Annotated in this window: 21 protein-coding genes; 8 read left to right on the top strand and 13 right to left on the bottom strand. The window is 59.7% G+C overall.

The window, feature by feature from the left end:
* The first annotated feature begins 36 nt into the window (after positions 1–36).
* Positions 37–2,394, top strand: a complete 2,358-nt coding sequence (locus ACRRSD_RS04870; protein ID WP_435037325.1) for a fimbria/pilus outer membrane usher protein — start codon at positions 37–39, stop codon at positions 2,392–2,394.
* Complete coding sequence (locus ACRRSD_RS04865) at positions 2,391–3,362, top strand: Csu type fimbrial protein (RefSeq protein ID WP_435037324.1); 972 nt, start codon at positions 2,391–2,393, stop codon at positions 3,360–3,362. Before ACRRSD_RS04870 ends, ACRRSD_RS04865 begins: the two co-directional genes overlap by 4 nt.
* Positions 3,363–3,485: 123 nt before the next feature.
* Here the strand turns inward: ACRRSD_RS04865 and ACRRSD_RS04860 are convergent, their stop codons facing one another.
* Together ACRRSD_RS04860 and ACRRSD_RS04855 are read right to left on the bottom strand one after the other, a co-directional pair.
* The gene (locus tag ACRRSD_RS04860; RefSeq protein ID WP_435037323.1) at positions 3,486–4,241 is read right to left on the bottom strand and encodes an anti-sigma factor family protein; all 756 of its coding nucleotides are present in this window, start codon (positions 4,239–4,241) and stop codon (positions 3,486–3,488) included.
* Complete coding sequence (locus tag ACRRSD_RS04855; protein WP_108225617.1) at positions 4,238–4,744, bottom strand: sigma-70 family RNA polymerase sigma factor; 507 nt, start codon at positions 4,742–4,744, stop codon at positions 4,238–4,240. The genes ACRRSD_RS04860 and ACRRSD_RS04855 overlap by 4 nt, the downstream gene beginning before the upstream one ends.
* A 157-nt stretch (positions 4,745–4,901) precedes the next feature.
* Here ACRRSD_RS04855 and ACRRSD_RS04850 point away from each other — a divergent pair, with 157 nt between their 5' ends.
* Together ACRRSD_RS04850 and ACRRSD_RS04845 are read left to right on the top strand one after the other, a co-directional pair.
* Positions 4,902–6,008, top strand: a complete 1,107-nt coding sequence (locus tag ACRRSD_RS04850; RefSeq protein WP_435037322.1) for a catalase family peroxidase — start codon at positions 4,902–4,904, stop codon at positions 6,006–6,008.
* Positions 6,005–6,550, top strand: coding sequence for a cytochrome b (locus ACRRSD_RS04845; RefSeq protein ID WP_435037320.1), 546 nt, complete (start codon positions 6,005–6,007; stop codon positions 6,548–6,550). Before ACRRSD_RS04850 ends, ACRRSD_RS04845 begins: the two co-directional genes overlap by 4 nt.
* On the opposite strand, the gene ACRRSD_RS04840 is transcribed toward ACRRSD_RS04845, so the two are convergent.
* The gene (locus ACRRSD_RS04840; RefSeq protein ID WP_435037319.1) at positions 6,547–7,740 is read right to left on the bottom strand and encodes an MFS transporter; all 1,194 of its coding nucleotides are present in this window, start codon (positions 7,738–7,740) and stop codon (positions 6,547–6,549) included. The genes ACRRSD_RS04845 and ACRRSD_RS04840 overlap by 4 nt on opposite strands.
* Positions 7,741–7,888: 148 nt before the next feature.
* Positions 7,889–9,040, bottom strand: coding sequence for a M14 family metallopeptidase (locus ACRRSD_RS04835; RefSeq protein WP_435037318.1), 1,152 nt, complete (start codon positions 9,038–9,040; stop codon positions 7,889–7,891).
* Positions 9,041–9,136: 96 nt separating this feature from the next.
* Between ACRRSD_RS04835 and ACRRSD_RS04830 the strand changes: the two genes are divergently transcribed.
* Positions 9,137–9,355, top strand: coding sequence for a hypothetical protein (locus ACRRSD_RS04830; RefSeq protein WP_435037317.1), 219 nt, complete (start codon positions 9,137–9,139; stop codon positions 9,353–9,355).
* Between the two features lie 164 nt (positions 9,356–9,519).
* Here the strand turns inward: ACRRSD_RS04830 and ACRRSD_RS04825 are convergent, their stop codons facing one another.
* Complete coding sequence (locus tag ACRRSD_RS04825; protein ID WP_038362714.1) at positions 9,520–9,858, bottom strand: DUF6124 family protein; 339 nt, start codon at positions 9,856–9,858, stop codon at positions 9,520–9,522.
* Positions 9,859–9,988: 130 nt separating this feature from the next.
* Here ACRRSD_RS04825 and ACRRSD_RS04820 point away from each other — a divergent pair, with 130 nt between their 5' ends.
* Positions 9,989–10,648, top strand: a complete 660-nt coding sequence (locus ACRRSD_RS04820) for a LexA family protein (RefSeq protein WP_435037316.1) — start codon at positions 9,989–9,991, stop codon at positions 10,646–10,648.
* Between the two features lie 40 nt (positions 10,649–10,688).
* Here ACRRSD_RS04820 and ACRRSD_RS04815 read toward each other — a convergent pair whose 3' ends face one another.
* The 4 genes from ACRRSD_RS04815 to ACRRSD_RS04800 form a co-directional block, all read right to left on the bottom strand.
* Positions 10,689–12,638 carry an acetyl/propionyl/methylcrotonyl-CoA carboxylase subunit alpha gene (locus ACRRSD_RS04815; protein WP_435037315.1) on the bottom strand — a complete coding sequence of 650 codons (1,950 nt, stop codon included), beginning with the start codon at positions 12,636–12,638 and terminating at the stop codon, positions 10,689–10,691.
* Positions 12,638–13,453 (bottom strand): gamma-carboxygeranoyl-CoA hydratase, encoded by an 816-nt coding sequence (locus ACRRSD_RS04810; RefSeq protein WP_435037314.1) that lies wholly within the window; start codon positions 13,451–13,453, stop codon positions 12,638–12,640. The genes ACRRSD_RS04815 and ACRRSD_RS04810 overlap by 1 nt, the downstream gene beginning before the upstream one ends.
* A gap of 117 nt (positions 13,454–13,570) precedes the next feature.
* Positions 13,571–15,178, bottom strand: coding sequence for a carboxyl transferase domain-containing protein (locus ACRRSD_RS04805; RefSeq protein ID WP_435037313.1), 1,608 nt, complete (start codon positions 15,176–15,178; stop codon positions 13,571–13,573).
* Positions 15,179–15,190: 12 nt separating this feature from the next.
* Positions 15,191–16,354: an isovaleryl-CoA dehydrogenase gene (locus tag ACRRSD_RS04800; protein WP_077573652.1), complete on the bottom strand. Its 1,164-nt coding sequence runs from the start codon at positions 16,352–16,354 to the stop codon at positions 15,191–15,193.
* Positions 16,355–16,652: 298 nt separating this feature from the next.
* On the opposite strand from ACRRSD_RS04800, the gene ACRRSD_RS04795 reads away from it, so the two are divergent.
* Positions 16,653–18,350, top strand: a complete 1,698-nt coding sequence (locus ACRRSD_RS04795) for an AMP-binding protein (protein ID WP_435037312.1) — start codon at positions 16,653–16,655, stop codon at positions 18,348–18,350.
* Positions 18,351–19,017: 667 nt separating this feature from the next.
* Here ACRRSD_RS04795 and ACRRSD_RS04790 read toward each other — a convergent pair.
* From ACRRSD_RS04790 to ACRRSD_RS04780, 3 genes are all read right to left on the bottom strand, one after another.
* Complete coding sequence (locus ACRRSD_RS04790) at positions 19,018–19,917, bottom strand: hydroxymethylglutaryl-CoA lyase (RefSeq protein ID WP_435037311.1); 900 nt, start codon at positions 19,915–19,917, stop codon at positions 19,018–19,020.
* Between the two features lie 148 nt (positions 19,918–20,065).
* Positions 20,066–20,467, bottom strand: coding sequence for a MerR family transcriptional regulator (locus tag ACRRSD_RS04785; RefSeq protein WP_093434160.1), 402 nt, complete (start codon positions 20,465–20,467; stop codon positions 20,066–20,068).
* A gap of 197 nt (positions 20,468–20,664) precedes the next feature.
* Positions 20,665–21,594, bottom strand: coding sequence for a LysR family transcriptional regulator (locus ACRRSD_RS04780; RefSeq protein ID WP_016986544.1), 930 nt, complete (start codon positions 21,592–21,594; stop codon positions 20,665–20,667).
* A 157-nt stretch (positions 21,595–21,751) separates the two neighbouring features.
* Here ACRRSD_RS04780 and ACRRSD_RS04775 point away from each other — a divergent pair, with 157 nt between their 5' ends.
* Positions 21,752–22,981 carry an acyl-CoA dehydrogenase gene (locus ACRRSD_RS04775; protein ID WP_093434163.1) on the top strand — a complete coding sequence of 410 codons (1,230 nt, stop codon included), beginning with the start codon at positions 21,752–21,754 and terminating at the stop codon, positions 22,979–22,981.
* Positions 22,982–23,111: 130 nt separating this feature from the next.
* Here ACRRSD_RS04775 and ACRRSD_RS04770 read toward each other — a convergent pair whose 3' ends face one another.
* Positions 23,112–24,446, bottom strand: a complete 1,335-nt coding sequence (locus ACRRSD_RS04770; protein ID WP_435037310.1) for a substrate-binding domain-containing protein — start codon at positions 24,444–24,446, stop codon at positions 23,112–23,114.
* Positions 24,447–24,630: the final 184 nt, after the last annotated feature.

Here is a 24,630-nt window from a genome sequence, read left to right as displayed (position 1 = left end):
GGGAGGATTCAGTCCATTGACGGACGTAAAGCGCGTATGAACCCGGGACGGGTTCGCCGTATTCAGCGTCCGTTGTGGCTCATCACCGGCGCTTGTTGCCTGATGTTCGTTCAACCATCCGGGGCCGGCGATCTGCCGCCGCCACCGAGCGGCATGGAGGCCGTGAGTGATGCACAGTTGTTTCTGGAACTGGTGGTCAACCAGATGAATACCGGACGCGTAGTGGCGGTGCAGCAGCGCGACGGGCGCCTGTTTGTGCCGGCGACCGCGTTGCGCGAAACCGGCATGAAGTTGCCCGACAGCCTCGGCGCCGAGGTCGACCTCGACAGTCTGGCGGGGTTGCACAGTGATTACGACAGCGTCGGTCAGCGCTTGCTGCTGGACGTGCCGCCGGACTGGCTGCCGGAACAGTTCATTGGCAATCGCCAGGCTTACCCGCGCACCCCGGCGCTGAGCAGTTTTGGCGCGCTGTTCAACTATGACCTGTACCTCAACGACACCGACGATGCTGGCACTTACCTGGCGGCGTGGAACGAAGTGCGGCTGTTCGACAACTGGGGCACGCTGTCCAACACCGGGCAATACCGGCGCACCTTGTCCGGTGATTCGCTCAACACGCTGGACAACGGCTACCTGCGTTACGACACCACCTGGCGTTACTCCGATGACGAGCGGATGCTCACCTACGAGGCCGGTGACGTGATCAGCGGTGCGTTGCCGTGGAGCAGTTCGGTGCGTTTGGGCGGCGTGCAGTTGTCTCGGGACTTTGCCGTACGCCCGGATCTGGTGACCTATCCGCTGCCGCAATTTGCCGGTGAAGCGGCGGTGCCGTCCTCGGTGGATCTGTTCATCAATGGCTACAAGTCCAGCAGCGCAGACTTGCAGCCCGGGCCGTACACACTGACCAATATTCCGTTCATCAACGGCGCTGGCGAAGCCGTCGTAGTGACTACTGATGCGCTCGGTCGGCAGGTGTCGACCACGGTGCCGTTCTATGTCACCAGCACTTTGCTGCAAAAAGGCTTGAGCGATTTTTCCGTGGCCGCCGGTACGTTGCGTCGCGACTACGGTTTGAAGGATTTCAATTACGGGCCGGGAGTCACCTCCGGCAGCCTGCGCTATGGCGTCAGCGACAGTTTCACTCTGGAAAGCCATGCCGAAGCGGCCGACTCGCTGACGTTGGGCGGCCTCGGTGGCAACCTGCGTCTGGGCAATTTCGGCGTACTCAACAGTGCCATGAGTCAAAGCCGTTTCGACGGCGAGGGCGGTCAGCAATTAAGCCTGGGCTATCAGTACAGCAATCAGCGCTTCAGCTTTTCGTACCAACGGCTGCAACGCCATGATCAATACGCCGACCTCAGCGTGGTCGACAGCCCCTACATCAGCCTTAGCCGGCGCAGCGAGCAGGCGACTCTGAGCCTGAACCTTGATCGCTGGGGCAGCCTCGGCGCCGGTTATTTCGATGTGCGCGCGGCGGACGACTCGCGCACACGGCTGCTCAACCTGAGCTGGAGCAAACCGCTGTGGCGCAACAGCAGTTTCTACCTGTCGGCCAACCGCGAGATCGGCGACAGCAACTGGGCGGTGCAGGCGCAACTGGTGATCCCGTTCGATCTGCGTGGCAGCCTGGCGATCAGCAGCGAGCGCAGCAAAACCGGGCAGAGCCAGCAGCGGGTCAACTACAGTCGCGCGGTGCCGAGCGAGGGCGGCGTGGGTTTCAACTTGGGCTACGCCAAGGGTGACGGCGCTGATTATCGTCAGGCCGACGTCACCTGGCGGCTGCAATCGGTGCAGCTGCAGGCCGGTGTCTACGGTACTTCCGACGCCGAAACCCGTTGGGCCGATGCCAGTGGTTCGCTGGTGTGGATGGACCGTCAGGTGTTCGCCGCCAACCGCATTGACGATGCTTTTGTAGTGGTCAGCACCGAGGGGTTCGCTGATATTCCGGTGCGCTACGAAAACCAGCAGGTTGGCCAGACCGACAAGAACGGTCATCTGCTGGTGCCCTGGAGCAGCGCTTATTACCGGGGCAAGTATGAAATCGATCCACTGAATCTACCGGCCAATGTGCGCAGTCCCAATGTCGAACAACGCATCGCTGTACGGCGTGGCAGCGGTTATTTGCTGGAGTTTCCACTGACCCGGGTGATTGCTGCGAGCATCGTGCTGGTTGATGCGCAGCAACGCGAATTGCCATTGGGCGTGGGCGTGCTGCATGAGCAGAGCGGCGCGCGAACAGTGGTCGGTTGGGACGGGCTGGTGTATCTGGAAAACCTGCAGGCGCAGAACTCGCTGCAAGTGACGCTGGCCGACGGCAAGACCTGTCAGGCGCAGTTCAGCGTCGACCTGAATCAGGACCAGGTGCCGTTGATTGGCCCGTTGGTGTGCCAATGATGTTCCGGCGATGGTTGTTATGTCTGGCACTGCTTATACCCGGGGCGGTGCAGGCCGCGTGTTCGGTGGTCAGCACCACGCCAGCGGCTTTCGGCACGCTCAGTTCGATCGCCGTACGCACGACTTCGCAGCCCAGTTCCACACTGAATGCGGGTTTGAGCTGTACCGGCTCGCTGCTGTCCCTGTTGACCAGCAACGATCACTTCTGGGGCACCGTTTCATCGACTCAGAGTGGTCTGGTCGGGCCGACCGGCGATGTCATCAATTACACGATCTACGCCAACAACAGCACCAGCTACCCGCTTACCCGCGGCACGGCCTACGACTTTGCGCGCAACGGCATCATCGATGCCTTGGGCCTGCTCAACGGTACGACGCCGAAAACGGTGCCGGTCTACCTCGGCACAACCATTGGCAGCAACGTCGCCGCCGGGGTGTATACCGAGACCCTGAGTATTTTCTGGAACTGGAATTACTGTTCGGGGATCGGCATCGGTGCCATCTGCATCGGGCGCGATATCGCCAGCGGCACGACCTCGTTGACGGTGAATCTGACGGTGTCCAACGACTGCACGATTACTGCGCCGAACATTGCCTTCGGCAGCGCGCCGGTGGTCAGCGCTTTTACGCCGGTAACCGGACAGACGATCAATCTGGCCTGCACCAAGGGCAGCGCTTACACCGTGGGGCTGAGCGACGGGCAGAACGCGGTGAGTGTCGGCGGCCGGCGCCGGATGATTTCCGGGAGCAATTATCTGGCCTACGACATTTTCAAAAGTGCCGGCACCACGCGTTGGGGCAGTGTCGGCGCGGCACGGCGGGCCAGTACCGACGCCGAGGTCAATCCGGGTAACGGGTTGGGCACGGGCAGTCAGATCTTCAACTACAACGCGAAGATCTACACTGATCAGACCACGCCGCCGGCGGGCACCTATCTGGATAATGTGGTGCTCGACGTAGGTTTCTGAGCCTGACGCTGATCCCTTGTGGGAGCGAGCCTGCTCGCGAATGCGGTGTGTCATTCAGCAACGATGCGACTGATCCAGCGCCTTCGCGAGCAGGCTCGCTCCCTCAGGGGAAAGGTGGTGTTTTCAGAATTGCAGTGATTGCTTGAGCTGTTGCGCCGCTGGCGTATCGACCGGGCTGACCATGGCGTAGTTGTACCCGCCGCCCGACCAGTACTCGGCCTGCAGGTCGCCGTCACTGCGGCTTCCGCGAGGCAAAAAGGTGTTCTTCGGCCCCGGTGGGCGCACGTAGAAACTCACCTTGTGCCCGCTGCCATCCTCATACATCACCATCGCCGCCGGACCTTCATCAGTGCTGAGCAGGCGTCCGCTGACCGGTTCGAACCCGGCCGCCTTCAGATCCGGTAAACGACTGGCCCGGTTGAAATAACGATCGAGCCAGCGCTGCATGTCGCCATCACTGTTGACCTTGTAATCGGCTGGCAGCATGCCTTGCTGGGCAATCAGGCGATAGGCTTGCAAGGCGTCGGTCATCGGCAACATCGACGAGCGCACAAGGGTCATTTCCCGCGCCTGCCAGCCACTGAATCCGCCGACGCTGACCGCGATCAGCAACACCGCCGCACTGGCCAGATGGCGACGCGACTGACGCTGGCGGCGCTGGCGGATCATGGCCGGATCAAGCGCTGGATTGGCCGGTTGCTGCAACGCACCGCTGAGTGCTGCGCGCAATTGTTGGGCATCCTGTTGCCAGGCGCGAACCTGCGCCGCTTCATCGGGGTGACTGGCCAGCCAGGTCTCCAGCACACGCCGGTCGGCGTCGCTGAGCTGGTGGTCGACATAAGCGTGCAGGTCACGCTCGCTGGGAGGCAGGCTGATCATTTGAGTATCCGTAAAGAAGGGCTGCTGATTTCGCCGTCGCTGAGTTGGCGCAAGGCCTGGCGGGCGCGGGACAGGCGCGACATCACGGTGCCGATCGGGGCGCCGAGAATCTCGGCGACCTCTTTATAGGAAAGGCCTTCCACCGAGACCATCAGCAACAAGGCGCGCTGTTCGGTGGGCAGACGGTCGAAGGCTTGCAGGGTCGACTGGGCAATGACGGTGCGCTCCGCCGAGGGCTCGGCGTCGTCGCGACCGGTGAAGAATTCGAGCATGCGCGCATAGCGTCGGGAGCGACGATGGGCGTCGAGAAACTGCCGATACAGGATCGCAAACAGCCAGGCACGCAAGTCGCCGTCGGCGCGTTTATCGCCCCAACTCGACAGGGCCCGCTCAAGGCTGGCCTGCACCAGATCGTCGGCGCTGCTGCTGTTGCGTGTCAGTGACACGGCAAAGCGGCGCAATCTGGGAATGATTTCTCTCAACTGTTCGTCGAATTCGCTCATGAAATTCTGCTAGTCACTACGCTGTGGACTAGGGAGACGCCTGTCGCTGAAGGTTATTCCACGTTCGGAAAAATAAATACCGTCGTGTGGAATAAACCCGGACGAGGTGCGTCTTGCTGATTCTTCCTACTTGTGGCCGATGGCCCTGGAGTTGTTCATGGTTGATCGTTCATCACCCGATACTGCACCGCCCGGCAGGCCACAGCGCCCGCCACTGAGTGCGGCGAGCCTGGTTCTGCGTCTGGGCGGCATTGCCGTGGTAGTCGCCGCAGTGGCCGGAGCATTCGCCTACGTTCACGGCAACTTTGACCCACAACGCCTGACGCCAAAAGCGCTGGTCGATGTGCTGGAGAAAAACAACGGCGTGCACCCCGGGTTTCGCCGTAATCACGCCAAAGGCGTGTGCGTGATCGGCCATTTCGAGAGCAATGGCGAGGCGCGGGTGTTCTCCACCGCGCAGGTGTTCAACGAGCCGCAGACTCCGGTGGTCGGGCGTTTCGCGCTGCCGGCGGGTAATCCGTATGCACCGGACAGCAGCGTGCCGATTCGCAGTCTGGCGTTGCGGTTTACCCAGGCCAACGGGCAGCAGTGGCGTACGGGGATGAACAGCATGCCGGTGTTCCCGGTCGGTACGCCTGAGGCGTTTTATCAATTGCAGCAGGCGCAGTCGCCAGATCCGGCCACCGGTAAACCTGATCCGGCGAAGGTTCCGGCGTTCTTCGCTTCGCACCCGGAAGCCGTGCCATTTCTGACCTGGGTGAAGACCGCCAAACCGTCGGCCAGTTACGCCACCGAAACCTACAACAGTGTCAATGCGTTCTATCTGGTCGACGCCAGCGGTAAAAAGCAGGCCGTGCGCTGGAGCATGACGCCGTTGGCGCGCGATGCTGCGGGCGCCAGTGCGCCTGAAGGCGGCGATTTTCTCGAGAAGGATCTGGTGCAACGGTTGGCGTCTGCGCCGTTGCGTTTTCAGTTGAACATCACCCTGGCCAATCCTGAGGATCCGGTGAATGACGCCAGCAAGACCTGGCCTGAGGGGCGCAAAGTATTGAACGCTGGCATGCTGGTGCTGGAAAAAACCCAGCCACAACTGAGCGGCGAATGCCGTGACATCAACTATGACCCGCTAGTGCTGCCGGCCGGGATTCAAGGTTCCGACGACCCGTTGCTCGCGGCGCGTTCCGCCGGTTACGCCAATTCTTATCTGCGTCGCACCAGCGAAGTCAGTCAGTTGCCCGCCGCCAAACAGGAGGCTCGTCCATGAGAGCTCAACCGACGCATTTCGCCCTGTTGGCGCGGCTGCTGCACTGGCTGATGGCGCTGATGATCATCGCCATGCTGTTTATCGGCGCCGGCATGGTCACCTCGGTTTCCGAACGGCATGAATGGCTGATCCATCTGCACAAACCGCTGGGCATTGCGATTCTGGCGCTGGTGATTGTGCGTTTGCTGGTGCGACTCACCACTCGCCAGCCGCCGCTGCCAGCGGATTTGCCAAGTTGGCAAGAGCTGGCGGCGAAGGCTTCGCATCTATTGCTGTACGCGTTGATGCTGGTGTTGCCGTTGCTCGGTTGGGCGATGATCAGTGCTTCGGGTGAACCGGTGATGCTCAGCACAACGTTGCAGTTGCCAGCGATCGTTCCGGCTGATGCGCAGCTGTTTGCGCTGCTGCGCAAGGCTCACGGGTACTTGGCCTATCTGCTGTTCCTGACGGTGCTGTTGCATCTGGCGGCGGCGCTGTTTCATGGCTGGATCCGCCGAGACGAGGTGCTCGACAGTATGTTGCGCGGTCGCGACCGCGGTTAACTCGCTTGAGTGGCGCATCGTGCCGGTGCGCCGCTTTTCAGGGTCAGCCACCAATACGCCAGCGCCACGACGTTGATGCCCGCACCGAGCAGACACACGCCGATCCAGCCGGCCCACGCATATATCGCGGTCGAGCCGATGGAACCGAGCGCGCTGCCGATTGAGTAAAACAGCATGTAACCGGCGGTGAGACGGCTTTGCGCTTCGGGGCGCACACTGTAGATCATGCTCTGGCTGGTGACGTGCACGGCTTGCAAGCCCAGATCCAGGGTGATTACGCCGAGCAGCAAGGCCCACAGCGAGGATTGGGTGAGGGCAATCGGCAGCCACGAAGCGAGCATCAACAACAGCGAAAGACCACTGACCCATTGTCCGAGACCGCGATCGGCCAGATGCCCGGCGCGTGCAGCGGCCAGAGCACCCGCTGCGCCAGCCAGTCCGAACAGACCGATTTCACTGTGCGACAACGACAGTGGCGGCGCGGCCAGGGGCAATACCATCGGCGTCCACAGCACCATCGCACTGGCGAAGGTCAACAATGCGAGGATCGCGCGTTGGCGCAATACCTGTTCTTCCTTGAACAGGCTGAATACAGAGGCGATCAGTGCGATGTAGCCAGTCGCCGGCTGCGGGGATTCATCCTTTGGCAGCACGCGAAACAGCAGCAATGCCATCAACAGTGTCAGCCCGGCTGACAGGAAGTAGATCGCTCGCCACCCGGCCAAATCGGCCATGCCGCCAGCGACCGTGCGCGCCAGCAAGATGCCGACGACGATACCGCTGGTGACCACTCCGACCACGCGCCCGCGTTGGGCCGGGATTGCCAGCGTCGCGGCGTAAGCCACCAACACTTGCGTGACCACGGCGAGCAGCCCGGTCAATGACATGCCGAGCAACAACCAGACACTGCTGGGCGCCAACGCGATCATCAACAACGCTGCGGCCGACAGCAGGGTTTGAGTGACGATCAATCGACGCCGGTTGAGTAGATCGCCGAGGGGCACCAGTAGCACCAGACCGATGCCATAGCCGATTTGCGTCAGGGTGATCACGACCCCGATGGTTACCGGCGACATCGCAAACGCTTCAGCCATCGCGTCCAGCAGCGGCTGGGCGTAGTACACGTTACCCACGGCCAGCCCACAGGCCACAGAAAAAAGCAAAACGACGCTGCTTTTGAGAGGTTTCATATCCCGCATCCTTTTAGGTTTCAAAATAAAACCTTGATCAAGGTATTGATTCGGGTTTTATTTTGCAACCTGTTTGCGCGAAAGTAGCAATGGCAGAAAGCAGAAGATCGCAGACAAGCTGCGATCTTTTCAGGAACGGAGGAGGGGATCAGCGCAGGGTATCAACCATGTCAGCGATGGTTGTAAGCACGTCTTTGCCCAACTGTTTGGAGCGTTTGCCCGACCAGCCGGTTTCTTTGTCGGGATGGTCGTCGTGATCCTTGAACGGCATTTCCAGGGTCAGCGACAGGCAGTCGTATTTCTGACCGACGCTGTTGCACGCCAAAGTCATGTTGGCCTGGCCCGGTTCGTCGCGGGTGTAGCCGTACTTGGTCTGGAAGTCTTTGGTGGTGTGTTTCAAGTGATTGCGGAAGTGCTCTTCGAGCTTCTCGATACGCGGCGTGTAGCCCGGATTGCCTTCGCAACCGGCGGTGAACACGTGGGGGATTTCTTCGTCGCCATGTACGTCGAGGAACAGATCGACGCCATACTTTTCCATTTGCTGCTGTACGAAAAGTACCTCGGGGCTGACTTCCTGACTGGCGTTCTGCCAAGCGCGGTTCAAGTCCTGGCCCATCGCGTTGGTGCGCAGGTGACCGTGGAAGGCACCGTCCGGATTCATGTTCGGCACCAGGTACAAATCAGCGCTGGCCAGCAGTTTGTTCAGCACGGGATCGTCGTGTCTTTCCAGACGTTCGATTACGCCTTCCATGAACCATTCAGCCATGTGCTCGCCCGGATGCTGTTGAGCAATGATCCAGATTTTGCGCTGGCCTTCGGCGCCGGTGCCTTTGCGCAGCAGTTGAATATCGCGACCTTCGATACTCTTGCCGGTGGCCAGCAGTTCGGTGCCAGCCTTGCTCAACGCCTGATCGATCAGCCAGTCGTGACGGCCACGGCTGTAGGGTTCGAAATAGGCAAACCAGGCATGGGTTTGCTCGGCTTCGAGGCAAAAGCGCAGGCTGTCACCTTCAAAACTGGTTGGAATGCGGAACCAATTGACGTGGTCGTAGGAGGCGACTGCCTGATAGCCGGTCCAGGCTTTGTTATAGGAGGACTGGCTGGCATTGACCAGGCGGAACCAGTGTTCCTGATGAACATGCAGGCCGCTGGCCTTGAAGTGGAACCACTGAAAGTGAGCGCTGCGGGTGTCCGGGCGAATGGCCAGAACCGGATTGAGCGGATTGCTGATGTCGATGACTTGGATGTTGCCGCTGTCGAAGTTGGCGCTGATGTCGAACGAAGATTTGGCCACGGTCATAATCGATTCCTGAATATGATTTTTATGGCCGTTACTGTACACGCAGGCAGGGCTGAAACCGAGGGGAATTGCGGGGTGTGGCGGGGGGCGTCCTCCATGACGCGGATGCAGCTTAGAGAGTGTGCGATTGATTCTCAAGTGCTAATTGTCATTAGTTTGCCCCAATGTGGCCGGGCCTGGCTTGTCATTCGATATTCTTTTGATATTATCCGCGCCATCGAATTTGCAGTACCTAAAGACTTCATTAGCCTGAAGCCACAAGCCCGAAAAACGGGCAAAAAAAGACCCGGCAAAAAGCCGGGTCAAAAACCGTGATTAGCCTGATGAGGAGATAGTCCAGAAGACCGACCTAAGGTCTCTGGTCCATCGACTGATCTCGCGACCAGCTGTATGCAATAATAATCATTATCATTTGCAAGTCAAATGTTTTTATCTCCGCGATTGGAGAATTCTTTCCCGTCCGTTTGCGTTTCCGTTCCTCAGACTTCATCGCCATCGAGCGAATGGTCGACCATCGCCCGCGCCATATCCACCATGTGCACCACTGAAAAAGCCAGATCGCGACTCGCGCCTTGCAGGTTTTCGGCTGCCTTGAATGCAGTGGCCGCTGCACAGCGCAGCAAGTCTGACGCATGCACCAAGGCTTCTTCGCCACTGAGATGGCGCCTGACATCGAAAAAACGTTCGTCGACCGCCGGTTCTGACACAGCTGGTTTCAAGTAATAGTCCAGCGCTCGCTGCGCTGCCGCGTTGCCCTGGGGCGAGGTGAACGTGGTGTCCATTTGCAGATCGGGCAAGTCTTTGCTGCTGATATTCATGATGAAGAGGCACTCCTTGGGCGATTGAAAATCCGTGCCTTCAGAATAGTACGCTGCGTAGTTGTGACGAGAATTTAAATACTACAATATGTGTTTTGCCGGCCGAAGGCGTCGACGTAAGGTGCTGCACATGGATAAATGGATTGAGTTGGTCAAGGCCAAGATGAGTGAACTCAAAATCACTCAAACAGAGCTCGGAGAGCGCGTCGGCATGTCCCAGGGCGGGATCGGCCATTGGCTGAACAAGCGTCGCGAACCCGGTATCACGGAAATGAACCGCGTGCTGCAGGCGCTGGGCATGGACTTCCTTGAAGTGGTGCTGGTCATCCGTGAACCGCAACCCACAGTGGACGACGAGATGCCACTGGCGCAGAAGTACAACCCGTACTTCCGTTACCCGGTCAGCGATTGGCAGACGACCTGCGAGGTGCGCGAGAGCGATGCGGCGTCTTACGCCAAGACGTCAGGCAAGCAGCGCTTCGAACTGACGGATTACCACGCGCGCGGCCCGGCGTTCTGGTTGACGGTGACGGGAGATTCGATGACCGCTCCCAGTGGCCAGAGCATTGCCGAAGGCATGCTGATTCTGGTCGACCCGGCGGCCGAGGCGGTGCCCGGCAAACTGGTGATCGCCCAGTGGCCCGACAGCCCTGAAGCGATTTTTCGCAAACTCGACGAAGAGGGCGGCCAGCGTTACCTGGTGCCGCTCAATCCGACCTGGCCGAAAGCCCTGCTGACCGATGAGTGCCGAATCATCGGCGTTGTGGTTCAGGCAACGGCGCGTTACTAGTCAGATCGATCCTCGCCAGGCGTAGGATCGATCCTCGCGTTCACACGGCTTCCAGTTCAACCAAAGCGCTGCCTTCGCCAACCATTTCACCTTCCTGGCAATACAGCGCTTTGATTACCCCGGCATGCGGCGCACGGATGCTGTGCTCCATCTTCATCGCTTCCAGCACCACCAGTTGCGCACCGGCCTCGACCGATTGCCCGGCCTCGACCAGCACGCGGACAATGCTCCCATTCATCGGCGCGGTCAGGCCGCCCTGATGGCTGTGGCTGGCTTCGACGGCGCTGATAGGGTCGTACGTCTCGACATACCGCAGTTCACCCTCCCATTGCAGGAACAGCGAATCGCCCTGGCGAATGGCACGCAACGTACGACGAACGCCCTCGTGTTCGACGATGAGCGCTTCGCCGGACAGTTCGGCGTGCTCAGCGGTGCTCAGTGTCAATGCGCGATCCTGTCCCTCGCAGCTTAAGTGCAGAGTGATTTCCCGCGGCAGCCCCGCACGCAAACCGCTGTTGAGTGACCACGGCGAAGCAGGGTCATCCTGGCGTGCCGACTGCGGCAGACTCTGCGCCACCGCTTGCGCCGCTGCGTTCCAGAACGCATCGCTCAACGTGCCCGGAGCGGGTAACAATTGCTCCTGATAACGCGGGATGAACCCGGTATCCAGCTCCGCCGCCGCAAACGCCGGGTGCGCGATGATCCGCCGCAAGAAGTTGATGTTGGTTTTCAAGCCGCCAATCGCGAACTCGTCGAGCATGCTCAACAGACGCAGGCGCGCCTGCTCACGATCCTCGCCCCAGGCAATCAGCTTGCCGAGCATCGGGTCGTAGAACGGCGAAATTTCATCGCCTTCTTCAACCCCGCTATCCACCCGGCGCCCTGGTCCTTCGGCCGATTCGCGATACAACGCCAAACGCCCGGTCGCCGGCAAGAAGTCATTCGCAGGATCCTCTGCGTACAAGCGCACTTCGATCGCATGGCCGTTCAAAGGCACCTGTTCCTGAGTGATCGGCAGCGCTTCACCACGGGCAACGCGGATCTGCCACGCCACCAGATCGAGACCGGTGATAGCTTCGGTCACCGGGTGCTCCACCTGCAGGCGCGTGTTCATCTCCATAAAGAAAAACTCACCGCGCGCATCCAGCAGAAACTCCACCGTACCGGCGCCGACATAACCGATCGCCTGCGCCGAACGCACCGCCGCTTCGCCCATGGCGCGACGCAGCTCCGGGGACAAGCCCGGTGCCGGCGCTTCTTCGACGACTTTCTGGTGGCGCCGTTGAATCGAGCAATCCCGTTCATTGAGGTACAGGCAATTGCCATGCTGATCGGCGAACACCTGGATCTCCACGTGACGCGGCTTGAGCAGATATTTTTCCACCAGCATCCGCGAATCGCCAAACGACGACTGTGCTTCACGCTGAGCCGAGGCGAGGGCTTCGGCCAACTGGCTGACGTCCTCGACCACTTTCATGCCTTTGCCACCGCCACCGGCCGTGGCCTTGAGCAGCACTGGATAACCGATGCGTTCGCAGGCATCGCGGAAGGTGTCGATATCCTGTGCTTCGCCGTGATAGCCCGGCACCAAAGGCACACCGGCGGTTTCCATCAGCGCTTTGGCGGCAGACTTGCTGCCCATCGCATCGATGGCCGAGGCAGGTGGGCCGAGGAAAATCAGCCCGGCGGCTTCGATGGCTCGAGCGAATCCGGCGTTTTCCGAGAGAAACCCGTAGCCTGGATGAATCGCCTGCGCGCCGCTGGCCTTGGCCGCCGCGATCAGTTTGTCGATTTGCAGATAACTCTCGGCCGCTTTGCTGCCGCCGAGGTCAACGCGTATGTCCGCTTCACGGCTGTGGCGCGCTGCGCGGTCGGTGGCGCTGTGTACGGCGACCGTGGTCAGGCCCAAGGCTTTGGCAGTGCGCATCACGCGGCAAGCGATTTCGCCACGGTTGGCCACCAGCAGGGTGGTGAGAACAGGTGCGCTCATCAACGCGGCTCCTTGGTGGTGGTTGCGGCTTGCCAGCTCGGCGGACGCTTTTGCAGAAAGGCGCGCAAGCCTTCCTGGCCTTCAGGGCTGACGCGGATACGGGCGATGGCGTTTTCGGTGTAGCGGCGCAGCGCCGGGGTCAGTGAGCCGTTGCCGACTTCACGCAGCAAGTCCTTGCTGGCGCGCATCGCCGCGGGGCTGTTGAGCAGCAAGTTGTTGATCCAGTGCTCGACTTGCTGATCAAGTTCAGCGGCCGGATAGCTCTCGGACAACAAACCTATTTCGCGCGCACGTTGCCCGCCGAAACGCTCGGCGGTCAGGGCATATCGACGCGCAGCGCGCTCGCCGATAGCCTGTACAACGAACGGGCTGATCACCGCCGGTGCCAGGCCGATGCGAACTTCCGACAGGCAGAATTGCGCGTCATCGGCGCCAATCGCCATGTCACAGCAACTGATCAACCCCAGCGCGCCGCCGAACGCCGCACCTTGCACCACGGCCACGGTGGGGATTTTCAGTTTGGCAAGGTTGTACATCAGCTCCGCCAGTTCACGGGCGTCGTCGAGGTTGGTGTGGTAATCGAGTTCGGCCGATTGCTGCATCCACGCCAGATCGGCGCCGGCGCTGAAGTGTTTGCCACGGCCACGCACCAGCAGAAAGCGCAGGCTGGCGTCGCTGGCAACTTTGTCCAGCGCGAGGATCAGCTCGCGGATCATCTCGGCGTTGAAAGCGTTGTTCTTTTCCGCACGGTTGAGCCACAGCGTCGCGAAACCGCGAGGATCGCTTTGCAGTTCGAGGGTGTTGAAATCGCTCATATTCATCCGTCTCCACGGTTCCTGAGGGAGCGAGCCTGCTCGCGAAAGCGATGTATCAGTCGACGTATCCGCTACCTGACAAACCGTATTCGCGAGCAGGCTCGCTCCCACAAAAAATCACATCCGGAACACGCCGAAGCGGCTCGGTTCGATTGGCGCGTTCAGCGACGCGGACAAGGCCAGAGCCAGCACATCGCGGGTCTGCGCCGGGTCAATGACGCCGTCATCCCACAGCCGTGCGCTGGAATAATAGGGGTGACTCTGCTCTTCGTACTGGTCGAGGATCGGTTGCTTGATTTCGGCTTCCTGCTCGGCACTGAAGCTTTGGCCACTGCGTTCAGCCTGCTCACGCTTGACCTGAACCAGCACGCCGGCTGCCTGTTCTGCGCCCATTACGCCGATCCGCGCATTCGGCCACATCCACAGGAACCGCGGGTCATAAGCACGCCCACACATCCCGTAGTTCCCGGCGCCGAAGCTGCCGCCGATGATTACGGTGAATTTTGGTACCTTGGCGCAAGCCACCGCCGTTACCAGTTTCGCGCCGTGTTTGGCGATGCCGCCGGCCTCGTATTTCTGGCCGACCATGAAGCCGGTGATGTTCTGCAAAAACAGCAACGGAATACCGCGCTGACAAGCCAGTTCAATGAAGTGCGCGCCTTTCTGCGCGGCTTCGGCGAAGAGAATGCCGTTGTTCGCCAGAATCGCGATCGGGTAACCGTGCAGATGGGCAAAGCCGCAGACCAGCGTGGTGCCGAACAGCGCTTTGAATTCATCGAACACCGAACCGTCGACCAGTCGTGCAATCACTTCGCGCACGTCGAACGGCTGCTTGGCATCCGCCGAAACCACACCGTATAACTCATCGCTGGCGTACAGCGGCGCAATCGGTGCGCGCTGCTGCACTTCGCCGAGTTTGCGCCAGTTAAGGTTGGCGACGCTGCGGCGGGCGAGGGCGAGGGCATGTTCGTCGCTCTCGGCGTAATGGTCGGCGACCCCGGAAATCTTGCAGTGCACATCGGCACCACCCAGGTCTTCAGCGCTGACCACTTCACCGGTCGCGGCTTTTACCAGTGGCGGGCCGGCGAGGAAAATCGTCGCCTGATTGCGCACCATGATCGCTTCGTCGGCCATCGCCGGCACATAAGCACCACCAGCAGTACAGGAGCCCATGACCACGGCGATCTGCGGAATGCCCATCGCGCTCATGTTGGCCTGGTTGAAGAAGATCCGCCCGAAGTGCTCGCGGTCCGGAAACACTTCGTCCTGGCGCGGCAGGTTGGCGCCGCCGGAGTCCACCAGATAAATGCACGGCAAGCGGTTCTGTTGAGCGATGGTTTGTGCGCGCAGGTGTTTCTTCACGGTCAGCGGGTAATACGAACCACCCTTAACGGTCGCGTCGTTAGCGACGATCATGCATTCGACGCCTTCGACCCGGCCGATACCGGCGATCACACCCGCAGCCGGGACATCTTCGCCATAGACCGCGTGGGCGGCCAATTGACTGATTTCCAGAAACGCCGAGCCCGGATCGAGCAGGCGGTTAATGCGCTCACGCGGCAGCAGTTTGCCGCGCGAGGTGTGACGTTCCTGGGCTTTCGCGCCGCCGCCCTGCGCCACTTGGGCGAGCAGGGTGTGCAGGGCGTCGACCTGTTTGAGCATCGCCGCGCTGTTGGCGGCGAACTCTGCTGATCGGGGATTGAGCTGAGTATGCAGGGTAGCCATGGCCAGCTCCGTTTAGCGGGTTTCGTTGAACAGTTCGCGACCGATCAGCATGCGACGGATCTCACTGGTACCGGCGCCGATTTCGTACAGCTTGGCGTCACGCAGCAGGCGGCCCGCCGGGAATTCGTTGATGTAACCGTTACCGCCAAGAATCTGGATGGCGTCGAGGGCCATTTGTGTGGCGCGTTCGGCGGTGTAGAGAATCACCCCGGCGGCGTCTTTGCGGGTGGTTTCGCCACGCTCGCAAGCCTGTGCCACCGCATACAAGTAGGCGCGGCTGGCGTTGAGTTGGGTGTACATGTCAGCGACTTTGCCCTGGATCAGCTGGAATTCGCCGATGCTTTGGCCGAACTGTTTGCGGTCGTGGATGTACGGCACGATCAGGTCCATGCACGACTGCATGATCCCGGTCGGGCCGCCGGACAGCACGACGCGCTCGTAATCGAGGCCGCTCATCAACACTTTGACGCCGCCATTGAGCACGCCGAGGATGTTTTCTTCCGGCACTTCGACGTCATCGAAAAACAGTTCGCAGGTGTTGGAACCGCGCATGCCGAGCTTGTCGAACTTGTTGCTGCGGCTGAAGCCTTTCCAGTCGCGCTCGACAATGAATGCGGTGATGCCGTGCGGGCCTTTCTCCAGATCAGTCTTGGCGTAGATCACGTAGGTGTTGGCGTCAGGGCCGTTGGTGATCCAGGTTTTGCTGCCGTTGAGGACGTAACGGTCGCCGCGTTTGTCGGCGCGCAGTTTCATCGAAACCACATCGGAGCCGGCGTTCGGTTCGCTCATGGCGAGGGCGCCGACGTGTTCGCCGCTGATCAGTTTCGGCAGGTATTTGCTTTTCTGTTCGTGGTTGCCGTTACGGTTGATCTGATTGACGCAAAGGTTCGAGTGCGCGCCGTAAGACAACGCTACCGAGGCCGAGCCACGGCTGATTTCTTCCATGGCCACGACGTGCGCCAGGTAACCCAGGCCAGCGCCACCGTACTCTTCCGGCACAGTGATGCCGAGCAGGCCCATGTCACCGAACTTGCGCCACATGTCGGCGGGGAACAGGTTGTCGCTGTCGATCTGCGCCGCGCGCGGGGCGATCTCCTTGGCGACAAAGGACTGAACCTGATCGCGCAGCATGTCGATGGTTTCACCGAGGGCGAAATTCAGGGATGGATAGCTCATGGGTCACCTTTTGGCTTTTTTGTAGGGTGGGGAGGGCGGTCACTCGGCTCTCACCTTTACGTTAACGTAAGCCTGTGATGAATGGCTGTCAATCACCCTTTACGTTAACGTCAACTTGAGCGAGAGTAGAGGCAGTTCAAGATTGAAACGGAGCGGACCTTGTGGGAGCGAGCTTGCTCGCGAAAGCGTCAGATCAGTCAACATGGATGTTGAATCCGCTGGCCTCGTCGCGAGCAAGCCCGCTCCCACAGGGATTGAATCCGGCAAAACCCACTAAATAAAGACAATAGGGGTCGTCATGGATCAACCCAGTGCAAACCCGCAGCGCAGCTACAGCCGTGGCTCTCAGGACAAAGCCTTGCTGGCGATGACCATCGGGGAGAAGTTCGATCAGACTGTCGCGCAGTATCCTGACGGTGAGGCGCTTGTCGTGCGCCATCAGCAGCTGCGCTATTCCTGGCGACAACTGGCCGACACAGTGGACCTGCACGCCAGAGCGCTGCTCGCTTTGGGTTTGCAAGCGGGGGATCGCCTCGGCATCTGGGCGCCAAACTGCGCGCAGTGGTGCATCACCCAAGTCGCCACCGCAAAAATCGGCGTGATCCTGGTCAACATCAACCCGGCCTACCGCAGCTCCGAACTCGAATACGTGCTCAAGCAATCCGGCTGCCAATGGCTGGTCTGCGCCGGGGCGTTCAAGTCCTCCAACTACCACGGCATGCTGCAAGGCCTGGTGCCGGAACTGGCCGGGCAATCCGTCGGCCAGTTACGCAGCGAACGTCTGCCGGACTTGCGCGGGGTGATCAGCCTCGATGCGCAGCCACCCTCAGGTTTCCTGCCGTGGTCGCAATTGTCCGACGTGGCAACCAGTGTCTCTAAAGAACAACTAAACGAACGCAGCGACAGCCTGCACTTCGATCAACCGGTGAACATTCAGTACACCTCCGGCACCACCGGTTTCCCCAAGGGCGCGACCCTCAGCCACTACAACATCCTAAATAACGGTTACATGGTCGGCGAAAGCATCCGCCTGACCCCGCGTGACCGCCTGGTGATCCCGGTGCCGCTGTATCACTGCTTCGGCATGGTCATGGGCAACCTCGGCTGTATCACCCACGGCAGCACGATGATTTACCCCAACGATGCCTTCGATCCGTTGCTGACTCTGCAAACCGTCGCCGAAGAAAAAGCCACTGGCCTTTATGGCGTACCGACCATGTTCATCGCCATGCTCGACCAGCCACAGCGCGGCGAATTCGATCTGTCGAGCCTGCGCACCGGGATCATGGCCGGCGCGACGTGCCCGATCGAAGTAATGCGCCGGGTCATCAGCGAGATGCACATGAGCGAAGTGCAGATCGCTTACGGCATGACGGAAACCAGCCCGGTGTCGCTGCAAACCGGCCCGAACGACGAGCTGGAATTGCGCGTGACCACCGTTGGACGCACCCAGCCACAGCTGGAAAGCAAGATCATCGACGAAGCCGGCAACCTCGTGCCGCGCGGCACCATCGGCGAATTGTGTACCCGTGGTTACAGCGTGATGCTCGGCTACTGGAGCAATCCGCAAGCCACCGCCGAAGCCATCGATGAGGCGGGCTGGATGCACACCGGCGACCTGGCAAGCATGAACGAGGAGGGTTACGTCAACATCGCCGGACGTAACAAGGACATGATCATCCGTGGCGGCGAGAACGTTTATCCGCGTGAGCTGGAAGAGTTTTTCTTCACCCATCCGGCGGTGGCGGATGTGCAGGTGATCGGCATTCCGTGTTCGCGCTACGGTGAGGAGATTGTCGCCTGGATCAAGTTCCACCCCGGCCACAGCGCTTCCGAACTGGAACTGCAAACCTGGTGCAAGGAGCGTATCGCGCACTTCAAGACGCCACGACACTTCAAGTTCGTCGAAGAGTTTCCGATGACGGTCACGGGCAAGATTCAGAAATTCAGAATGCGTGAAATAAGCATCGAAGAACTTCGCGAAAAGCACGCCTGACGAGGATTCAATGTGGGAGCGAGCCTGCTCGCGAATGCAGTGTGTCATTCAGCGCAGATGTGTCTGATACACCGCTTTCGCGAGCAGGCTCGCTCCCACAAGGGATACGCAGTGAAAACAGGAATCACAGAAAGCACAAAGGGGAGCCGAGGCTCCCCTTTAATTTTGTCGTCGCGTGCTCTTTTTTATTATTGAGGGTCGGTCTGTTGTTGTTTTTGGCAACCGTGGCCCTTTACCGCTGTTTTTGGCGACCCCCATCCGGGGTCAAGAGCAAACGTATTTTTTTGAGCGCTGATCTACTTTCTCGCTAAGCGATCCAACCGATTCGGGAGCTACCTGAAGGTAGTTTTATTGTTCTCTGCCCGGTTGCGGGTCACTCCTGAGAGCACCCTGAAAAGCACACCTTCTCCAAAAAAATCTGTTAGCTGCGTCTCTGCCGTGTTGTTTTTGTTATGTCAGAGTCGGTACGTCTTGTTTTTATTGGTTTGCTGCTTTTTATTCTTGTTATGCCATAGAGATAGCAGAAGCCGTGCCAACTTTTAAAAATCCTTATAAATCAAAGATATGAAAATTTCGGCAAATTTTCACGCCAACGAAACCAGACAATTTGTTTCCGTGTTACTCGCTTACGCCCCACATTCCAGACATAGCGGTAACACCTTCCCCCTCACTGTGCGCTACGAGCCTTGGCCACGCGCGAACCGCTCGGGCGGCCGAGCACCGCACTGATCTGTCGACCCGCAGTAATCAAGGCGTCCAGGTCGATACCGGTCTCGATTCCCAAACCGTTGAGCAGGTAAACAACGTCTTCGGTGGCAACGTTACCACTCGCACCTTTGGCGTACGGGCAGCCGCCAAGCCCCGCAATAGAGCTGTCGAACACCGCGATGCCTTCGAGCAGGCTGGCATAGATATTGGCCATGGCCTGACCATAAGTGTCGTGGAAATGCCCGGCGAGCTTGTCCCGTGGCACATGCGCTGAAACCACTTCGAACAGGCGGCGAGTCGCGCCCGCAGTGCCAGTGCCGATAGTGTCGCCCAGCGAAACCTCGTAGCAGCCCATCGCATACAACTCGCGGGCGACTATCGCCACTTGCTCTGGCGCGACCGTGCCCTCGTACGGGCAACCGAGCACACAGGACACGTAACCGCGCACGGTAACGCCGTGCTGTTGCGCTGCTTCCATGATCGGTGCGAAACGCGCCAGGCTTTCGCTGATCGAGCAGTTGATGTTGCGCTGTGAGAAGGCTTCAGAGGCGGCAGCGAACACCGCGACTTCCTTGACCCCGGCGGCTATGGCGTCTTCGAAGCCGCGCAGGTTTGGCGCCAGTGCACCGTAAGTCACGCCGGGTTTGCGCTGAATCTGCGCGAACACTTCGGCGGAACCGGCCATTTGCGGTACCCATTTCGGCGAAACGAAACTGCCGACTTCTATATAGCCAAGGCCGGCGGCGCTGAGGGCGTCGACCAATTGCACTTTGTCGGCGACGCTGATCGGTTGGGCTTCATTCTGCAGGCCATCGCGCGGGCCGACTTCGATCAGGCGTACTTGGGAGGGGAGGGGCATGATGGTTGACCTGTTGTAGTTATCTGAAGTCTGCGGATATCCCTCTGTGGGAGCGAGCCTGCTCGCGAATGCGCCGGGTCAATCACTATAGATGTCGAATGACAAATTGCATTCGCGAGCAGGCTCGCTCCCACAGGGAATGGGGTTGTTACTGAATGGCCTGCTGGCTCTTGAGCGTCTGCTCCAGCGCCTGCACACAGCGCTCTTCAGCGGTATCAAGTTCCAGTTTCATCTGTTCGATATCCAGCAACTGCTGCTCCAGCTGCTCGCGGCGCTCAGTGATTTTTGCCAGCATGCTGTTGAGCTGTTTGGTGTTACCGCTGGAGGGGTCGTAAAGCTCGATCAGTTCGCGGCATTCGGCCAGCGAGAAACCAATGCGCTTGCCACGCAGGATCAGCTTCAGGCTGACCTTGTCGCGCGGTGAATAGATACGTTCCTGGCCGCGGCGCTCAGGGCTGAGCAGGCCTTGCTCTTCATAAAAGCGGATCGCCCGGGTGGTGATGTCTAGCTCGCGGGCGAGGTCGGAGATGCTGTAAGTCTGGCTGCTCATGGAAGCGCTCGAAAAAAGGTCTTGGCGCTAAGCTAATGGCAGGTTGACGTTTACGTCAAGCGGGATGATTTGTGGTGTATTTGATGGCCCCTTCGCGAGCAGGCTCGCTCCCACATTCGACCGCGTTTCTCCAGCTGAAATGCGATTCAATGTGGGAGCGAGCCTGCTCGCGAAGAACGATAACGCGGTGTAATTTCTTACACCTTATCCAGCTTCTTCTCCTGCGCCGTCACCTGCTGGCACAACTCGATCATCTGCTCACGCATCCAGCGATTCGCCGGGTCCTGGTCAGTACTCTCATGCCAATACAGATGCGTCTCCACCGGCGGCACATCATTCACCGGCAGATTAAACGCCTGCAATTCATGCCGACGGGCAAAACGCTCCGGCACGGTCATGACCATGTCGGTCTGCTGCATCACCTGCGACGCCATCAAATAGTGCTGTGAACGCAGGGCAATCTTGCGCTGAATGCCCATTTTGCCCAGCGCCAGATCGACATAACCCAAACCACTGCGGCGGCTGGAAATATGGATATGGGTCAGCGACAGGTAATCATCCAGCGAGAGCTTTTCCTTGCCCGCCATCGGATGGCCCTTGCGCATCGCACAGACGTAACGGTCTTCCATCAACTTGACGTGGCGCACTTGAGGGTCGGTGTTGAGCGGTGCGTCCACGGCAAAATCCAGACGCCCGGCGGCCAGCTCTTTAGTGGTCTCGCGGCGCTTGGACAGAAAACTTTCGATGATCACCGTCGGCGCCAAACGGCGCAAACGCTGGAACAGCGGCGGCAGAATCACCGCTTCGGTGAGGTCGGTCATGCTGATGCGGTAAGTCTTGACCGCTTGCGCCGGGTTGAAGATGCGACTTTCCTGAACCGACACGCGCAGCAGCGACAGTGCGTTGCGCACCGGACCAATGATGTTCTGCGCCATCGGCGTCGGCACCATGCCCTGAGCAGTACGCACGAACAACGGATCGTTGAAGGTTTCGCGCAATCGCGCGAGGGCGTTGGACACCGCTGGCTGAGTGATGCCGACAATCTGCCCGGCGCGGGTCAGGTTGGCTTCGGTATAGATCGCGTCAAAGACGATGAAAAGGTTGAGGTCGACCTTGCTCAGATTCATAACGCGGCTTCTCTTGTTTTTAAGGGCTGACGATCACTGGATCATATATCGGTGATGAATGTTTATACACGCCGAGAATAGGCTAGGTAAATTATCAACGCTGTTCTAGCATCGATTGCATGACTTGAACAACCTCTGCCCAAGAAGGTAATTGATCATGGATTTCGCTTATTCGCCCAAGGTGCAAGAACTGCGTGAGCGCGTGACCGCGTTCATGGACACTTACGTTTACCCGGCCGAAGCCGTGTTCGAGCGCCAGGTTGCCGAAGGCGATCGCTGGCAGCCGACCGCGATCATGGAAGAGCTCAAAGCCAAGGCCAAAGCCGAAGGTTTGTGGAATTTGTTCCTGCCGGAGTCGGAACTCGGTGCCGGCCTGACCAACCTTGAATACGCGCCGCTCGCGGAAATCATGGGTCGCTCGCTGCTCGGGCCGGAGCCGTTCAACTGCTCGGCACCGGACACCGGCAACATGGAAGTGCTGGTGCGCTACGCCAACGAAGAACAGAAACAGCGCTGGCTCGAACCGTTGCTGCGCGGCGAGATCCGCTCGGCATTCGCCATGACCGAACCGGACGTCGCCTCTTCGGACGCGACCAACATGGCCGCCCGCGCCGTGCGTGATGGTGACGAGTGGGTGATCAACGGCAAAAAATGGTGGACCTCCGGCGCCTGCGACCCGCGATGCAAGATCCTGATCTTCATGGGCCTGAGCAATCCTGATGCACCGCGCCATGCGCAGCACTCGATGATCCTCGTGCCGGTCGATACCCCAGGGGTGAAAATCGTCCGTCCATTGCCGGTATTCGGTTATGACGATGCACCACACGGCCACGCCGAAGTGCTGTTCGACAACGTACGTGTGCCGTACGAAAACGTCCTGTTGGGTGAAGGACGCGGCTTTGAAATTGCGCAGGGTCGCCTTGGCCCAGGCCGCATTCACCACTGCATGCGTTCGATTGGCATGGCTGAACGGGCCCTGGAGTTGATGTGCAAACGTGCGGTGAGCCGCACTGCCTTCGGTAAACCGCTGGCGCGTCTGGGCGGTAACGTCGACAAGATCGCCGACTCGCGGATGGAAATCGACATGGCGCGCCTGCTGACATTGAAAGCGGCGTACATGATGGACACCGTCGGTAACAAAGTGGCGAAGAGCGAAATCGCGCAAATCAAGGTTGTTGCGCCGAACGTCGCGTTGCGGGTGATCGACCGGGCGATCCAGATGCATGGCGGGGCCGGCGTGTCGAACGATTTCCCGCTGGCCTATATGTACGCAATGCAACGTACTTTGCGCCTGGCCGACGGCCCGGACGAAGTGCACCGCGCGGCGATCGGCAAGTTCGAGATCGGCAAGTATGTGCCGAAGGAAATGCTGCGTAGCGGTCATTAAGACTTAAGACCGCGTCGCCCCCTTCGCGAGCAGGCTCGCTCCCACATTGGATCTGTGGCGTTCACAAATCGAATGTGGGAGCGAGCTTGCTCGCGAAGGGGCCTGAACATTCAGTACATAACCATCAGGCTCAATACACCCAAACCTCAACCCGCCGATTCTTGATCCTGCCCTCATCCGCATTGTTTGCCGCCACCGGCATCAATGCACCAAAGCCACGAACCTCACGCAACACCACGCCGTTCTTCACCAACTCGCGCCGCACCGCCATCGCCCGCAGCTTCGACAGCAGATCCGCCCGTGCCGGGTCGTCCTTGGCATCACCAAACCCCACCAGCGTCACCGCGCGCTCGGTCTTGTCATGGCGCTTTATATAGTCGCTCACCCGCGCCAGATCCTGACGCGCCTTGTTATCGAGCTTCGCGCTGCCTTCCTCGAAACGGAAGTTCACCGTCAGACGCTGGGCATGACGGCTGAGGGATTGATAACCCTCGGGCATCAGCGCATTCGGCGCGACGCTCATGGCGTGCACGGTCTGACTGATAAAACTGTTGGCCGCCACGATCGCCTGGCCCTGACGACTTTGCGCAAATGTCACCAAGGCCTGCGCCCATGGATTGTTGCTGTTGGGCGGCAGATAGAAGAACAAGCGCCGCGACAGTGGATAGTCTTCGGTAGCGATCAGGCTGTTGAGCGGCAGCATCGATTGCGACGCGCCATCGGCAATCGCCACGGCTTTGGCCTGGCGCACGTAGGGCAAACCGATGAAACCGATGCCTTGCGGATCCGCGCTGACGGCGTCGGATAATTGTTCGCTGGACTCAAACCTTTTCGCGGCGCTGTTCAGAATTTTCCCACGCCGGCTCAGGACGAGTTCCTTAAACGTGTCGTACGTGCCGGACTGATCATCGCGTGCATATAAATGAATCGCACCGCCACGTCCGCCGAGGTCTTCCCAGGTTTTCACTTCGCCACTAAAGATTCGCGCCAGTTGCTCGGTGTCCAGTTGTTGCAGTGGATTGTCGGGATGCAGAATGATCGCCAGGCCGTCGATGGCGATGACTTGTTCGGCGGCGGGGCTTTTCAGATCGCCCAGTGATTGCAAGGTCTGCAACTCGCTGTCCTTGATCTCGCGGGAAGACGCGGCCAGATCGGCGCTGGCGTTTTTCAACGCGGTGAAACCGGTGCTGGAACCGTGGGCGGCGACTTCAACGATCACGCGTTTGCCTTGAGCGGTCTGCCCAACGATGCGCAGCTCGTTGGCGGTGTCCGGGGTTTCGCGGTGGATTTTCAGCAAACCCTGTTCCTGCAACAGGCCTTCAACCAGCGCCGGGCCGAGTTCGGCACCGATGGTGTTGGAGCCTTGAATGCGCAGCGCCGGGCCGTTTTCAGGAAGGGGCAGGGCAGCGGCAGAAACCGACAGCCACGCACTCAAGAGAAAAACGCACAGAACACGCAGGGTCATGCCGGCACCGAATCAAGCCAAGGGGATTGCCGGGGAGATTAAGTCAGGCGCATGACCGAAAGATGACAGAGATCGAGTGTGGGAGCGAGCTTGCTCGCGAATGCGCTGTATCAGAAACATATCTGGTTACTGACACTCCGCTTTCGCGAGCAAGCTCGCTCCCACAGGGGATTTCAAGAGATTC

This window comes from Pseudomonas neuropathica (assembly GCF_051174785.1).
In the GTDB taxonomy this organism is placed as follows: Bacteria; Pseudomonadota; Gammaproteobacteria; order Pseudomonadales; family Pseudomonadaceae; genus Aquipseudomonas; species Aquipseudomonas neuropathica_A.
The sequence above is the reverse complement of the archived record's forward strand: the minus strand, read 5'-3'. Positions and strand labels throughout refer to the sequence as shown.